This window comes from Desulfosarcina variabilis str. Montpellier (assembly GCF_048565275.1).
GTDB lineage: Bacteria > Desulfobacterota > Desulfobacteria > Desulfobacterales > Desulfosarcinaceae > Desulfosarcina > Desulfosarcina variabilis.
Window position 1 is genome coordinate 6,978,478 of record NZ_CP159846.1, and the last position, 14,948, is coordinate 6,993,425.

14 protein-coding genes and 1 riboswitch are annotated in these 14,948 nt (G+C 52.2%); of the genes, 4 read left to right on the top strand and 10 right to left on the bottom strand.

Features of this window, described 5'->3' with window-relative positions; genetic code table 11:
* Positions 1-5: 5 nt before the first annotated feature.
* From Dvar_RS31590 to Dvar_RS31605, 4 genes are read left to right on the top strand one after another with little or no spacing between them, the layout of a single operon-like run.
* On the top strand, positions 6-1,085 hold the full coding sequence (locus tag Dvar_RS31590; protein WP_419657109.1) for an ABC transporter substrate-binding protein: 1,080 nt from the start codon (positions 6-8) through the stop codon (positions 1,083-1,085).
* Complete coding sequence (locus Dvar_RS31595) at positions 1,075-2,094, top strand: FecCD family ABC transporter permease (protein WP_419657110.1); 1,020 nt, start codon at positions 1,075-1,077, stop codon at positions 2,092-2,094. The genes Dvar_RS31590 and Dvar_RS31595 overlap by 11 nt, the downstream gene beginning before the upstream one ends.
* Positions 2,094-2,882, top strand: coding sequence for an ABC transporter ATP-binding protein (locus Dvar_RS31600; RefSeq protein ID WP_419657111.1), 789 nt, complete (start codon positions 2,094-2,096; stop codon positions 2,880-2,882). The genes Dvar_RS31595 and Dvar_RS31600 overlap by 1 nt, the downstream gene beginning before the upstream one ends.
* Before the next feature lie 40 nt (positions 2,883-2,922).
* Positions 2,923-4,971 (top strand): TonB-dependent receptor, encoded by a 2,049-nt coding sequence (locus Dvar_RS31605; protein WP_419657112.1) that lies wholly within the window; start codon positions 2,923-2,925, stop codon positions 4,969-4,971.
* Between the two features lie 26 nt (positions 4,972-4,997).
* Here the strand turns inward: Dvar_RS31605 and Dvar_RS31610 are convergent, their stop codons facing one another.
* The 10 genes from Dvar_RS31610 to Dvar_RS31655 form a co-directional block, all read right to left on the bottom strand.
* On the bottom strand, positions 4,998-5,909 hold the full coding sequence (locus Dvar_RS31610; protein ID WP_419657113.1) for a helix-turn-helix domain-containing protein: 912 nt from the start codon (positions 5,907-5,909) through the stop codon (positions 4,998-5,000).
* A gap of 117 nt (positions 5,910-6,026) precedes the next feature.
* Positions 6,027-6,241, bottom strand: a riboswitch (cobalamin riboswitch).
* Positions 6,242-6,319: 78 nt separating this feature from the next.
* Positions 6,320-6,700, bottom strand: coding sequence for a cupin domain-containing protein (locus Dvar_RS31615; protein ID WP_419657114.1), 381 nt, complete (start codon positions 6,698-6,700; stop codon positions 6,320-6,322).
* A 347-nt stretch (positions 6,701-7,047) separates the two neighbouring features.
* The gene (locus Dvar_RS31620) at positions 7,048-8,253 is read right to left on the bottom strand and encodes a trimethylamine methyltransferase family protein (protein ID WP_419657115.1); all 1,206 of its coding nucleotides are present in this window, start codon (positions 8,251-8,253) and stop codon (positions 7,048-7,050) included.
* Between the two features lie 159 nt (positions 8,254-8,412).
* Positions 8,413-9,144, bottom strand: coding sequence for a hypothetical protein (locus Dvar_RS31625; RefSeq protein ID WP_419657116.1), 732 nt, complete (start codon positions 9,142-9,144; stop codon positions 8,413-8,415).
* 268 nt (positions 9,145-9,412) lie between these two features.
* Positions 9,413-11,302, bottom strand: coding sequence for a TonB-dependent receptor (locus Dvar_RS31630; protein WP_419664187.1), 1,890 nt, complete (start codon positions 11,300-11,302; stop codon positions 9,413-9,415).
* 6 nt (positions 11,303-11,308) lie between these two features.
* Complete coding sequence (locus Dvar_RS31635) at positions 11,309-11,518, bottom strand: hypothetical protein (RefSeq protein WP_419657118.1); 210 nt, start codon at positions 11,516-11,518, stop codon at positions 11,309-11,311.
* 645 nt (positions 11,519-12,163) lie between these two features.
* Positions 12,164-12,568 (bottom strand): SAM-dependent methyltransferase, encoded by a 405-nt coding sequence (locus Dvar_RS31640; protein WP_419657120.1) that lies wholly within the window; start codon positions 12,566-12,568, stop codon positions 12,164-12,166.
* 190 nt (positions 12,569-12,758) lie between these two features.
* Positions 12,759-12,983: a DUF350 domain-containing protein gene (locus Dvar_RS31645; protein ID WP_419657121.1), complete on the bottom strand. Its 225-nt coding sequence runs from the start codon at positions 12,981-12,983 to the stop codon at positions 12,759-12,761.
* A complete protein-coding gene (locus Dvar_RS31650) occupies positions 12,983-13,555 on the bottom strand; it encodes a transglycosylase SLT domain-containing protein (protein ID WP_419657122.1) in 573 nt (190 codons plus the stop codon). The genes Dvar_RS31645 and Dvar_RS31650 overlap by 1 nt, the downstream gene beginning before the upstream one ends.
* A 163-nt stretch (positions 13,556-13,718) precedes the next feature.
* On the bottom strand, positions 13,719-14,885 hold the full coding sequence (locus Dvar_RS31655; RefSeq protein ID WP_419657123.1) for a TMEM43 family protein: 1,167 nt from the start codon (positions 14,883-14,885) through the stop codon (positions 13,719-13,721).
* Positions 14,886-14,948 lie beyond the last annotated feature (63 nt).

Here is a 14,948-nt window from a genome sequence, read left to right on the forward strand (position 1 = left end):
CGTCCATGCGAACAGTCGTCGTTACTGCACTTTGTTGTATTTTGATGGAATTTCTTCTCCTAATCGGCGGCAGACAGGCTGCGGTTGCCGCTGACAAGGCCGCCGCCTTGCGGACCGTAACCGACCTTCAGGGCAACACGGTCAAGCTTCCACCGCCAAAGGACTTGCAGCGCGTCGTGATCGTTGCGCCGCCGCTGGTCTCGACATTTGCCGCGCTTCGTATTGAGAATACCAAAATCGTTGGTACGCACAAGGTCGCCTTTGCGGATGCAAACAACCAACTGCTCGATCTGCTCTTGCCGGGATGGAAGGGTATTCCGACCGGATTTCTCACCGGTTTTCAGTCAAACGCCGAAGAACTGCTCAAGCTCGAACCGGACGCCATCCTTGTATATGGAAAATTTCAGCGAGAAGGACTTCAGGGATTACCCGTTCCGGTCCTGGATTTTTATATCGACAACCAGGATAACGAAGTCTGGTCCGTGGCCATAGAAACCCTTATGCGGGAGATATTTACTGCCAGCGGTGGCACGCTTTCTTTGCAGAAGGAGTGGGATCAGGCGAAAAAAAAGGCGACCGCTCTTTTGTCCAACAGAAAAGGCCCTAAGAAGAAGGGCTTGATGATTATGTCCAATACGGGAGACAAGGTGACGGTTCGGGGCATCGGATCATACGGTGACGACTGGCTGAACAAAAGCGGTCTTGTCAATGCCGCCGATATCAAGGGCGACAACAGGGAAGTTTCCATGGAGCAGCTCTTGGCCTGGAACCCGGATGTTATCTATGTGTTCCGGGGAATTCCCGCCTCCAGATACTTAAATGGCAGTATTCCCGGCCAGAACTGGCACCCCATCACGGCGGTTCGCAAAGGGGCAGTCCATGACATGCCGTTGGGGCTCATGAATTGGGGGGCGCCCCATGCCGATTCACCGTTAACGCTTTTGTGGCTGATCGCAAAAAACTATCCGGACCTGATTAGTCGTGCTGAGTTCAAGAAAGAGATGAGGGCCTATTATTCCCGTCGATACAACATCACCCTTTCTGATCACCTCATGCAATCCATCCTGCATCCCCATGCCAAGTAAAAAAAACGAAAAAAATTACCGGCTGATCTATGCAATGCTGGTCATCTGCCTGCTGTCACTGATGTTTCTGTCCCTTTTCATGGGCAGGTACGCGGTGCCCCCGAAAGCGGTGGTATCGATTCTGCTGGATAAAATCCTCGGCATCACAGCCGATTGTACCGCAGCGACGGTGGTCTGGAATATACGCATGCCCCGGGTTCTGCTCTGTGTGATGGTCGGCGCCGGGTTATCTGTTGCCGGGGCATCGTTTCAGGGCATTTTCCAGAATCCGCTGGTCAGTCCTGATATCCTGGGCGTCAGCGCCGGGGCCGGGTTCGGTGCTGCGCTGGGGATTCTGTTAACCTCCGGGGGCACGGGCATTACCGCGGTATTGGCCTTTGGATTCGGCCTGCTGAGCGTCCTTTGTGCCTACACCATTTCCAAAATAAAAAAAATGTCCTCGCCGGTATCTCTGGTGCTGGCCGGCTTGATTGTCGGGTTTTTCTTCAATGCACTGATATCACTGGTCAAGCTTGTTGCCGACACGGATTCCCAGCTGCCGGCCATCACGTACTGGCTGATGGGCAGCTTTGCCAACACCACCTTTGCCGAACTGGCCGTTGTTGGCCCCCTGATTGGTGGCGCAACGGTGACACTTCTTCTCCTGCGGTGGCGGATGAATATACTCTCCATGGGCGATGAGGAGGCCTTTTCGCTGGGCATCCATCCAAGGCGCCTGCGATTCAGTATCATTGCCCTGGCAACGGTCGTCACGGCGGCAAGCGTGATGGTGTCCGGCATTATCGGCTGGGTCGGCCTGATCATTCCCAACGTCTGCCGGATGGTTGTGGGCGCCGATCACAAGCATCTTCTTCCGGCGGCGTTTTTCATGGGCGGCATTTTTCTCATCATCATTGATTTTATTGCCCGGGTGGCCACGGTGGCGGAGATTCCCATCGGCATCTTGACCGCCATTGCCGGGGTGCCGCTGTTTATCTATGTGTACAGATATTCCGGTTGGGGAAGCTGATGAAGGTTGAGGTTAGAAACGGTCACTTCAGTTACTCACGGGAAGAAGAGATCCTGAAGGGAATTTCTTTCACCCTGCCGTCCGCGCAGATCCTGACCATCCTTGGCCAGAACGGGATCGGTAAAACCACCCTGCTCAAATGCCTCTTGGGTATTCTGCCGTGGCAACAGGGGCAGACCCTGATTGACGGTGAGCAGATGAATTACAAAAAGCACATGCGCCGCATCGGCTATGTCCCCCAGGCGTACAAATTCGTATTCCCCTACTGCGTTGAAGATACGGTCATGATGGGCTTGGCCGGCAATATCGGTTTGTTTTCCATCCCCAGCCGGAAAGACAGGCAAAAAGTACATCAGACCCTGGCTGAAGTCGGCATCGCGCATTTGAAGAAAAGGCTCTGCTCCCAACTGAGCGGCGGCCAGCTGCAACTGGTGTTTATGGCGCGGGGGCTGGTGAAAGACCCTGAGCTGATGATCCTGGATGAGCCGGAATCGCACCTGGACTACAAAAATCAAATCCGGGTCCTGAAGATGCTGGAAAAGCTGGCCAAAGAACGCGGAATCTCGTGCATCATCAACACCCATTACCCTGAGCATGCCTTGCGGATCTCCGATTTGACGCTTATGCAGGGGCGTACGGCATCCGAAGAAAAGACCTACATTTGCGGACCGACTGCGAAGATCATCACTGAAGCGACCATCAGGTCGTTTTTTGAGGTCGAATCGAAAATCATTACTGTTGAGAAGGACGCGACAACAACATTCAAAGCGCTTGTTGTCATGGAATAATAGGGTTGGGCTACAAGGATCTTTATGAGGAGAAAAGCACATGGACAATGAATCAAAGGCAACGGGATTGCGCAGAAACGGTTACCGAAGGCGATTTTGCTTTAAGTCAATGGTGGTCATCATGGCCGTGTTTTGCTGTCAGCCGGTATGGGCCCAGGGTGATACAGCGGTTGATAAAAAGAGCAAGTCCGGTGCGCATATCGGCGATATCACCATTACCGCCACCAAGATGGCCACAACGGTTGACAACATTCCAACCAATATCGCGGTCATATCCCGTGAGAAACTGGAGCAGTATCCCGGGCATTACAATGCGCTCACCGTGCTGCGGGACATGAATATACCGGGCATGTATTTTGTCGGCACAGACAGGGGATCGACCAGTGGCGATATCTCGATGAGCAGCCGCGGCGGCGAAGTGTCGAACTGGGCCATGAAGGTAATGATCAACGGCATCGAGTTTAATCCGGGAATTGGATACGTGCGCTCCGGCAGCCTGGCCATCCACGATATCGAACGCATCGAAATCACCAAAACGCCGTCGGCCGAGTATGGAGACCAGGCCATCGGCGGTGTGATCAATATCATCACCCGAACAGCCAACAAACCGGTGGAGGCCAGCGCGGGTCTGGCGTTCAGCAGCCTGGGCGGCGGCAACGGGTATAGTGTCATCAATGGCGTTAAAGAGAAATGGCAATACTATATCGATGCATCTGCCGTACGCGAGGACGCGTATCAGGATGGCGGCTATCTCCATGGCGATAACGTTTATGCCATGACGCGATACGCCGTAAGTGATGATGCCGACATTTCCTTGCATGGATCTTTCCGCGACTCAAAGGGAAATTTTACACAAGCGCTGACCCGGCAGCAGTTCGAGGAAGATCCTTCCCAAAATCCGATTACCGGCGCTGATTATCACAACGAGACCGAAGGCATTTTGGGCGCCCTGGTGTACACCCAGCAGCTGGGACCGCATACACTCATGGCCAAAGCAGAAATGGAAGACACCAATTTTCAATTATATTGGGGAGCTTATGTTGACCAGGAGGGGTGGCAGGCGCACCCGGAGGTGAATGTGACCTTGAACCACGATATTGCCGGGATGGTCAACAAGCTTGTTGTCGGCGGGGAGTATCGCTACCACGATATGACGGCAAAAAGATATATGGCAACCAGTTTTTACGATATCGGGGAGATTAACAGAGACTTTTCACGCAAAGATATCAGTTATGCGGGGTATCTGCAGGATGAGCTGTGCATGACTGACAGGCTGACGGTTAGCGCCGGTCTTCGCTATGACTATTTTGATCTGGAGCAGGTCGCCAATATCGCCAGCAGCGATTCCTGGGATCAGGCCAAAGGCGACGTCAGCCCCAAGATCGGCTTTACCTATCAAGCCAGCAAAGCAGTGAACCTGTTTGCAGGGCTCAACAGCGGAATAAAAAGTCCGGTCAGGCTACCGATGTGGTACACGAACGGTGAGCTGGATCCGGAAAGGCTCTGGGCTTATGAAGCGGGTTTACGCGGCAATATCTCCAGCTGGCTGGACTACAACGTTGCCCTTTTCTGGCAGGATGTCACCGATAAATTCGTTCGATCCGGATCGGATTTGAGTGCGCAATACGAAAACGCCGGCGAAACCACCGCAAAAGGGGTCGAGGTCGGCGCCAATGCAAGATTGCCCCACGGCTTCTATGCCTCGACCAGCTTTACCTGGCAGCAATCCGAGTTTGATGAATTTGTCAGCCGGGGCGTTGATTATTCCGGGAATAAGTTGACCGGCGTGCCGGATATCATGTTTGCCTTCAAACTGGGTTTTCGCGATGAGATGTTGGGCGATATTTCCCTGAATCCCGTGTATACGGGAAAGCGGTATTTCAACTATGCCAATACCACCGAAGAAGATGGGTTTTGGATTCTCAATGCAAGATACGCAAAACAGATCGGCGCAGCCGAATTGTACCTTGTGGCCAACAATGTTTTTGGTGAAGATGCGGTTGGCAGCGGCAGCGGTAATCCCGGTGATGAATCTCTCTATCCATTGCCGGGGTTCAATGCGATCTTTGGTTTGAATGTGCGTTTTTAGACCGCTTGCGCAGCCGATGCTTTTTTTCAAGCGCACGAGCGAAAATCCCTGGGCGGCTTTCCATAGACTTGGTGGAAACAGTGACAAAAATGGCTGGAGGAGCAGAAGCCGGCCGCATGAGCGATGTCGGTGATGGGCATGTCTGTCTGGCACAACCACTGGCTTGCCCGGCGCAGCCGCTCCCGGCGAATATATTCGAACACGGTGCAGCCATGCACCTTTTTAAACAGGCGGTTGAGTTTGGTACGATTTACGCCCGCCATCCTGGCCAGGCTGGAAAGGTTGAAATCGCGACCGATGTCCGATGCAATGTACGCCGCCAGCTCGCGCACCCGATCGTTTTCTCTGGTGCCAATCGCAGCGTTTCGATCGAGAAAAATGTCGCAGATCAGATCGATGGCATGGGCCTGGGCCAGCAGGCACTCGGTGGCACTGTTCATCCGGTTGTGGTGGATTTTCTCAAGAATCACACTTGTTGACGGTGAATTGCCGCGAATCAGGGGCACATGTCCGCGCCTGAGTCCATTGGGCAGGGCAAGATCCAGGTCGCTGCAGATACTGGCCAGCCGCTCATCACCGACTCTGACGACCAGGGCTTCCATGGTTTGATGGGCTGGTGTCTCCCGCCGAATCAGGTCACCGCCATCAACATACGCACACACCTCACCGGCATGCATTTCCACCCAGGAAGGGCAGCCGGCAATGCGGATGCGCGTGCTGCCGCGGAGCATAAAAACAAAGGCCGTGGAATGGGTTGGCGGTTCAAAACGGGAACGAAAGGGCTGGGGTGAGCATAAATAGCTCTGGGTTAAAAAAAAATCGTCATCCAGTCGCCGGCGCCGGATATACCCTTCTCCAGCATCATTTTTCAAGCGCCAGTCAAAACGTGTTCCGGGAAAAGCTGCAGCTTCAGGCTGAGTAAAGTTTTTCGTAATCATCGTGTGCCCCCCGATCGGACAAAACAAAAATCCCGGGCCCAATGTGGACCCGGGATGCCGTTTTCAATCCCGTACAGATCAATTGTAATCCGGCAAAACGATATAGTTTCCGATAGGTTTTGCCATGTGAATCATGGCAGGTCTTCTGACTTCACTCACCTTGGACAACCTTCCCATTCACTTTTTTTAAAAATGAACAGTGGCCAACACTTGCCCAAGGTTCGCCTTCTGTAAATGATCGAAAGCATGAGTGTTACAGCGGCGGATCCGTTCCCGATTCTCACGGAATTCCCTATCAAGTCCCATCGGACACCGATGATTCATCTTTCATATGTTAGGCGATGGTTTATTGAATGAAAACCAATCTGTCAAGATAATAAGATCGAATGACACCCGGACCGGGGCTGTGGTTAAAGCATCGGCTCGGAATCAATTTCTTCGTAAGCTTCGAGAACGAATCGCGGGGTACACACAACCAAAAAAACAAGATCCGTGTCTCCGGTGTTGGTAATTTTCTGGGAACTCGCAGGAGTCACCATCACCATATCCCCGGGGCCGACTGGCTGTGCTGGAAGCCCATCTATCTCAACCAGACCGCCGCCTTCGAGAATGGTATAACGCTCGGTGATACCATGCAGACGATGTAGCTGGGTCGCCATGCCGGGGGTAATCCGCGCCCGAGCAATGGAGGCGTCGGGATCATCCGGTATGTTGTACAGCTCGAGAATATAACATCCTTCGGCAAAATAAAATTCGCCGTTCGGGTTGACCTTGAAAATAGTTGACGACATAATTATCTCATTAATTTGCAATAGATGAATGGCGCATCGAATACAACAAAAAGCGTTTTTTGGCAATCATTTAGGGGTTCACAGGTTCTCCCACTCACATTACAACCGACCGCTTCGAACAACAATGTGCTTGACTTTCAACTCAGGTACCGCCAACAGTTGTTTGCCCATATACCCATTGTCTTTTGTGGAATCAACAATTTTAACGACAGCCTGAGAGGATAAGAACTTGCTCAAATGGGGCATGATTCCAAAAAGATCGCCCTTGGCGCCAAAGTGGGATTTGGAAAAATCGGCGCATAGGCATCCTTGTCAATGGCAATGATGTGGTTCGTTTTACGGCGAGCTTAAACGACAAATACCTTGCCGGGATTTTTTAGGGTATGGTCATCGTTCATGTAGTTTGGCCGGCTTCCGTTTCTCATTATGGCGTCGAAACCTTCCGGATCATAAGGCTCGATCCGAACCTCCGGTGATTGATCGGGTCCGGTCTCCTCGCACAATTCAATGTGGCGCTCGAGTTTGGTGATGGAGAACGACACCAGTTCCTTTAAAAATCCAAAGGCGTGCCGCATCTGGTGGAAGCCGTATTTTTTCATGAGGGCGTACCCGTTCACCGCGTCCTGTTCGGCGCGTATGCCGGGAGAATCCTCATTGGTGGTACATGCGCTGTGGATGGACGGCAAATCCAGCTTGCGGCAGATGGCGCTCATCAGCAGGTTAGCCACATTGTGGGAAATCAGCCCCAGATCGACCGCGTAGTTTTTCTGCAGATTGGCAATGGACGGGAGCCCCGAATGCACGCAGGTGATACCGGGGTTTACCAGCTGCGTCAGGGTCAGTCCAAACAGCGCTTCGGCGTGGGTCAGCGTCAACAGCCCGGACATGGAATAAGGGGCCGATAGCCCGGCCATTGGCATGGTGGACACATAAATGGGAAGTCCTTTGCGCACACAGGACAAAAAAGGCCTTTCCATCTCCGGCATCACATTCAGCGGGCTGTTGATCAGCGAGAACTGAACGGTGATGTTCCCGCGTTGGTTGTGAATTTCCTCGGTGCGCGCAATGCCGGCGTCGGTAACCGCGGCCACATAAAGGGGCTTCTGGCAATGGGCCACCAAAACGTCCATGACCTTGACTTCCTGCTTGGGAATCAGAACACCGCGGGCCATGAAGTTGACCACACTCGCCTGGTCAACAATGGTGGCAATGCGGGCCAGATGGTCGAAGGTTGGGGCGACCAGCTCGCCGCTTTTATCGTCGAAGACAAAAGGGGCCGTCCCCCCCACGCCGAATGAATTTTCAGGGATCCAGTATTGATCTCGCTTGGGCACCGTAACCAGCGCCTGCTCGACAAGCGGCGCGAGCACATGCAGGTGGCCGGTGGCATCGTCGACAGCCGCCAGGCCGGTTTGCTCGAAAATTCGTCTGATTTCAGGTGCATCGCATCTGACCCCAACCTCTTCCAAAACGCGGAGGGCATCCAGATGGATTTGGTCCAGCATCACCGGATCGATCAGTTGATCTTGTTGGTGGAATGGTTGATCATTCATTGTTGACTCCTTTTTTATGCTGGATATCGGTCGCCAGGGAATACAACATAAGGATCAAGACGCTCAATCCGCAAGGTGAAAGCAATACGAATCAACGTGGCGATAACGCCGATTCGATTCAGTAGCGCTGTACGCATTAGCCTTCGTCAGGTGCGTTTCTCAATGCGGATTGTCGGCCAGAATCTTCTGCAGCCCGGGATGGAGTTGGGGAAGGCAATCCTTCCAGTCCCCGGGCAACGGCTGCAGGTCAATGCCGGGAAAGGAGCGCTGGACAAAGCCGTGGAAGAACCGGCCCATCTCAGCCATGATTTTCAAGTAACGGGGTACGCAGGCACAGATCTCCCTGGAGACCGTGTCGCGGTTTTCCCATAGCGTCTCCAGGGAGCTCAGCAGATGATCGCCCAGGTTGGCGTCGTTGGTGGACAGGTAGTAGTCGTCCAGGTGGCCGCACTCCTGAAAGATGTTGTAAAGCCGCTCGTCCATGGAGACCGCTATCGAGGGAACTCCGCCGGTCATGGAGAGAACCCGGGCGTGGTAGCGCGAGGTGACCAGCATGCTCAGTGAGTGCAACACGGCGGTGAGTTGGTAGCCGTCATAGATTCGTGAGGTGAAGATCTTTGCCGGAAGCCCCAGGGCATTGCAAAGGTCGGTGCAGGGTTCCAGGTCGATAGCCTCCATACCAACGGGTATCACGTGCACATCGTGCTTCTTCCTGAAACGGTCGACGGCATCGGCGATGCCCTTGATGTAGTTCCAGTACAGCCGGTTACGATCCTTCGAAGAGGAGAAAAAATACCATTTTTCGTAGTGGTGGCCCCAGTTGCGGGTGACTGCCGAGCGAGCCAGGCGGGTAAGCGACGGCTTGACCGGCCAGTAGAACGGGTTGACCACCGCCACACCCAGAAGCGGCTTTTTCCCGTTCCATCCGGTCTTGTCGGCGATCTCCTGCCTGGCCCAGGCCGCAATCGCCGGGAGGAAACGGCCAGGCGGTGTCGGTGCCCAGGTGTCCCTTAAGGCCCATTGCGCTGATAATCTTCAGTGACGGCTCGGTCCGGGCGATGAAGTAGGTTTCCGAGCAAAGCTTTCCGGCAACCGCCTGGACCATCTTGTCCATGGCACCGGCCTCTGAGCCGTAGGCGATGCACGGATTGCTTTAGGATTAAAAAGTCACCTTCAATCCGCCGAAAGTGCTGATCCCTGCCATGGGGTATCCGTCGCTTTCCTTATAATCCTCATCCAGAATATTGTCGACAGCCAGAATCGCATCACATTTGATCCTGTCCTTTTTCAGGAAAGTGTAGATGGCGTAAAAGTTGAGCAATGAATAAGATCCCAGGGTTTCCACTTCTCCTTCGGCAAACCGGTCCCGGTCGCCGATGTGGTTTAGGGCGAGTTTCATCATCAACCGATCCATGCGGTAATCCAGTCCCAAATTATACATGATTGCCGGCACATCGGGCAGTTGATTGCCCAATACGTTTTCCGTATCGTAAGGATCGCCGGATTTTTCCCCATCCTGCCAGGTGAAATTCGCCCAGGCCCGCAAATTCTTTAAAATATCGACGGACAGCTCGGACTCACAGCCCTTGATGGTCACATCATCAATATTGTATACGACTTGGCCATAACCACGAACGGAGGTCGAGGTGATATAGTGTTCAATGTCATAGTAGTATCCCCGCAACGTAAGCAGAACCCTTGAAAACAGCCGCTGCTCAAGGCCCACTTCATATTGCACAGCTTCCTCGGGCTCCAGTGTCGTATTAAAAAACTGGGTCCCTTTGTTCAAATACCACCAGAAACTTTCAGGCGATGTGGGATACCGGTGAACAATCCCCAAACGCGCGGATATGGACCCGCCTTTCCATGGCCGCCAGGACAACGCCCCCCGTGGATCCAGATGGTTTTCATCGATCACGTCTTCTTCGGTTTCCCAGTCAAACCCGAAGGCCTCCGGGTCCACTGCATCGGTTTTAAACCATTCCTGACGCAGTCCCAATTCCAGTTCCCAATTCGGATGAAACGTCCAGGTGTCCTGGAGATAGAGCGCCGTGTATTTTTTATTCCGGGGCTGGCCTTTGAAACCCTCTGCAATATAGTAGTATCTCTCAACCATGGATTCATCAAAATAATTCATATTGATATAAGGCACGGCTTGATCTCCCCACCCGTATTGCTTGTGCTCGCCGCCCCACTCCACATGGTGGTTTTGCACCTGATGATCCGCACCCAGGGTGATCAGCCAGTTATTGTCCTCGATGTCCGTCTCTCGCTCATATATTTTGTTGTGCGGTGCTTCAATGTCGAAATAATATTCCGTTCTTTTCCGGTTCCACAGTCGGAAGTCAAGCTTTATACCGCCGTTGGTCAACTTTTTGCCTAAAAAGGCGGACACCGCATTACTGGTGTCATTTTTGTAGGAATCATCACCCGCTGTTCCAGTCATCCGCGTTCCAGGCCCCCCCAGTGATCCGCCGTCCGCTACGGGGTAATCACTGTCATAATAGGAGCTTTCCGGATCATTTTCCACAATCAGTCCAGCTTCGGCATCCGAGTATTCGAACCCCGCTCCGAGTTCCCAATCATTAGGCAAATCCAGCCCGATTTTCATATTGATGTTATTTCTGTCATTATAATTGTTGCGCAGATACCCGTTGGTTTCAAAATGGCTCCCGTCGATGGTCCACCAGAAATGGCCGAATCCAGCGCGGTGACTGAGCCGGGTGTCCCAGGTATCGAACTTTCCGTAGGTTGAACTGACACTGGTTCGGGGATCATCGGACGGCTTTTTGGTGACGATGTCGATAACACCGCCCAAGGTATTGCCGTATTTGGCTGAAACCGCTCCTCTTTGGATTTCGATTTTCTCTACATCATCGGCGGAAACAGCATCCCAGTTCATCTGGTCCCCGCCATAACTGCCGTCTAAATTGATAGGCACCCCGTCCTTTTCAATCAACAGTCTGGACTCGTCAAACCCTCTCATCCGGACATTGTTACCCGTTGTTGGTGTGGTTCGCCGAAACTGAATACCGGCCTCGTTTCTCAGTGCATCCTAAACCGAACTACTCAAAGAAGGACGGCCGACATCTTCTTCGGAAACCACCGTCTTCTTATATTCCGGTACTGCCTCCCCTTCTTCGCTTACGATAATGTTTTCCAGCTTGTAATTTTCATCATTTTCCTGCTCCGCCCTGGTTTCTATTGGCAACGGCAGAACCAGCGCAATTCCCAGCAGCAAGCCCAATATACGTCTCATCTTCATCCTCTTCCTCCTCCGCTTCTGCGAGGTTTCTCTTTAAAACTTCGTTAACGACCATGTGCACCCCCATGTTGCAACACTGGGGGGTACTTGCCCCTTCCCAAAATATATTTTCGGATCGGACAAAAAAAGGCCACCAAGACATGTTCCTTTTTGGGAACGATGACCTTCGTGGCCTGATTATTTCCTTCCTGCGCCCTTACCAAGGCGTTGTCGATTATATCTCAGGAAGTATTCCTGAAAGTATAACCCGATTGCGATAAATTACCAAAATTTCTGTTTTGTCTCTATTACCAAGGGTTTTATGATACCGCGTTCACAAACCACCCCTTCCGCCATGCACACCCGTTCGCTAGGCGTCAATTAAAAAACATGACTCATGGCTTCCCCAATGCATAGAACAGGATTGCTTGCTCCTTTCTTGATCTTCGCAACCGCGGCCCGGGTGATATTAGCCTGTTCAGCCAATTCTTTAGCTGTGATACCCTATTTTTTTCTTAATGTGCGAATAATCGAAAAATTAGAATTGTTCACGGCCCCTCCGCATTTGCGCGTTTTGTAAATAATAATTTGCAGCATGTCAATTATATTATTCAGAATTAAATTATTTTTTTTCAAAACGATAACTTAAAAAATCTCCCACGTAGATCATGTATTCAAACGGGGATTTTCACCTTTGAGCCGATTGACAATGTTACCAATGGAACCGATGATCACCCTTTCCTTGTCGCGGTATCCGGCATGCTGAACGATGGCGACCGGCGTGTCCTGTGGATAATGGATGCTGAGTTTCTTGATCACTTTTTCGATGTCCGTAAACATGGTGAAAAAGGCCATGGTAGCCTGGTGTCTGGCCAGGCTTTCAATATTGTCGGGACCGTCGTACGCATCCTCCCGTCCGAAGGTTGCCGTCAGAATCACCGAATGGGCGGCCTGCCCGTAGGTGATCCCTTTGCGCAGGGCGGCGTTGGCAGCGTTGAAACAACTGACACCGGGCACGATTTCGGGATTCAGATCCTTATTGCCAAACTTGATTGTTTGCTCATAATACACCTCCTGATATCCATCTTTTCGATGGGATGGTTTTGATCGACTGATTCTTTTGAATTACTCAGGATAAACAGCAACGGTGTTGTCAGATATAAAAAAAAGTCTTATCGCGCGGAAAGGCATAGCACCCGGGTTTTCCCCAAGCACATCGTGCCCACTACAGTGAGCATTTTAAAAATGGAGAGGGTAAAAATCAGTTGAGTCCCATTCCAATGACAAGGCCAATGGCAATCCCCATCCCGATAAAAATAGAACCGACAACAATTCCAACGGCTGTGTTCTTTTTGGCCAGTTCTTCAGCGGTGTTAAATGGCGTTATTTTATCGAAAATTTTGTATCCCAGAAGCATGAAAAGAATGGTAAGTGACGCGCCGCCCAATGCGTAAAGAAAATTAAGAAGAATTATGGAAATTTGCATTATTTGAGAGCCTCCCTGATATCTTTAATCTTTTTTACGTATTCAATGGTTTGGTTGCTGCTTCTGCCGGTAACCCGGGGAAGAGTAACTTCGATGGATCTCCAGAGATTCGGGTTCTTGCCTTCTCTTTTTGAAATACGCTGTGCTCTGATGATATTTCCTTTTCCGGCATTATAGGCTCCGAACATAAAGGACAGTTTGTCCTGAAAAGGACGCTTTGCTTTGAATATCAGCCATATCTGGCGGTCATAATAGATACCTGCAGCAATGTTCCAACGGGGATTATTTGCCGCCCCTTTTATTTCAGGATTTCTGGTTTTAATTTCCTTGAACGTGCGGGGCATGATCTGCATGACTCCTTTTGCGCCCACATGGGAAACCGCGTCTGATTTCAGGTGAGATTCCGCGATTGCCTGAGCTTTGAAATAGCGCCAGTCAAAACCCGGACCAAAATAGCGTTTGGTGTATTTTGAAAAATGCGGGTCGTATTTCATCACTGCGTTGAATCTTTCAAACCCAAAAGAAAGAGAGGGAAGAATAACTAAAATGAAGACAAGGATGCTTTTTTTCATTGTGAAAAATTCGATGTGCGCCTCTTAAATTTTGATTCAAATAAAATGCAGCACCCACATTTTCTGAAAATAAGATTGGCATCTTGCTCTCAAAGCGGCCGGCCACATAAACCTGTTTGCCGTGCTTGCCCCACGCTTCGGAACTTTGGGTCGGTTGAGCAGATCATTCGGCCGGCGGTGCCGCCGAAGGAGGCGGAGGAGACGTGGGCGGTGGCGGAGGCGTCGAACCCTGTGGTGGGCCTGGTGGTTGCGCTGCGGGTGCCGGCTGCATTGGTGGCGGTGCCAAAGCTGACAACGCCTTTTGGCGGGCCTTCCTTCTCCAGATCACCCAGGCAACCAGGGCGACACCGCCACCCATCAGGGAAAGGCCCAGCACCGGGCGATAGAAAATCCAGGCCACGCCCATGACCATCAGTCCGAAGAAAAACGCCAGGACAAAGGCGATTAGGCTGGTTCCCGCTTCGACCAGGTTGCCGAAAAAGGGAATCACATCGGCGAAGACCGACAGAGGTTTGAGCAGCGAGGCCAAGCCGATGAACATGAGCAATAGCCCGCCGGCGCGGATTCCCCAGGTGATCAGACGATTGTGGAAATGGGCTGTTTTAAACATGTCGGCGGCACTGTGGATTCCCGGCTGCAGGAGGCTAATGGACCCGCCGGCCGCAGTAGTATAAGGAGCAAACGATTTGCCCTGTTGGGCGGCAATCAGGCTCACCGGCCCGGGATAAACGGCGTTAAACGTGATGCGAACATCGCCGATGGCCGGATTACCCGGGTCCTGTCCACGGTAGTACCCGTTGCCATGGATCATGCCCTGTGATCCCAAAGCCGCGGGGATCGCCGTCGAGGCATCGATGGTCACCGGCACCCAATTGTCGATTTCCCGGACCAAGGCCGGGGAAAGGACGAAGGCTCCCAGCATGACGTTCGATGCATTGAGGGTTTTGGAGCCAAAGGGCATGTCGGTGGGATTTTCGTGGCCGTTGCGCCGCTTGAAGCCTGATGAACTGATTACCGACGCGGACCAGACACGAGAATAGGAATAGCTCGTCTCCTTTTTCTCGCCGCCGCCGGTCTGTTTAACCGTTCGCGTCTCCCGGTGCTCCTTCCACTGGTACATCTCCACCATGCGCTTGAGGCGCAGGGCTGTCTGGGAAACAGCAAAGGTGGCGTCGGTCAGCGTTTCATCGGTATCGGCCCTGGCGCTCAAATGAACCAGCCGTCCCTGGTTGGCCGGATCGACCTGTTCGTCCGACACGGAAACCACCGCCCCTTCCCCCTCTTTGAGGGTCTGGTAGCGTTTGACGGCCCGGCCCTCGTTCCAGAACAACAGGGGAAACGCCCCCAAAAAAAGGATTAGACCGAAAATGATACCGCATATTTTTATTCATTT

Bases quoted from the DNA above. Each gene is read 5' to 3' on its own strand.
- Dvar_RS31590 (WP_419657109.1), top strand. From the start codon at position 6: ATGCGAACAGTCGTCGTTACTGCACTTTGTTGTATTTTGATGGAATTT.
- Dvar_RS31595 (WP_419657110.1), top strand. From the start codon at position 1,075: ATGCCAAGTAAAAAAAACGAAAAAAATTACCGGCTGATCTATGCAATG.
- Dvar_RS31600 (WP_419657111.1), top strand. From the start codon at position 2,094: ATGAAGGTTGAGGTTAGAAACGGTCACTTCAGTTACTCACGGGAAGAA.
- Dvar_RS31605 (WP_419657112.1), top strand. From the start codon at position 2,923: ATGGACAATGAATCAAAGGCAACGGGATTGCGCAGAAACGGTTACCGA.
- Dvar_RS31610 (WP_419657113.1), bottom strand. From the start codon at position 5,909: ATGATTACGAAAAACTTTACTCAGCCTGAAGCTGCAGCTTTTCCCGGA.
- Dvar_RS31615 (WP_419657114.1), bottom strand. From the start codon at position 6,700: ATGTCGTCAACTATTTTCAAGGTCAACCCGAACGGCGAATTTTATTTT.
- Dvar_RS31620 (WP_419657115.1), bottom strand. From the start codon at position 8,253: ATGAATGATCAACCATTCCACCAACAAGATCAACTGATCGATCCGGTG.
- Dvar_RS31635 (WP_419657118.1), bottom strand. From the start codon at position 11,518: ATGAAGATGAGACGTATATTGGGCTTGCTGCTGGGAATTGCGCTGGTT.
- Dvar_RS31645 (WP_419657121.1), bottom strand. From the start codon at position 12,983: ATGCAAATTTCCATAATTCTTCTTAATTTTCTTTACGCATTGGGCGGC.
- Dvar_RS31650 (WP_419657122.1), bottom strand. From the start codon at position 13,555: ATGAAAAAAAGCATCCTTGTCTTCATTTTAGTTATTCTTCCCTCTCTT.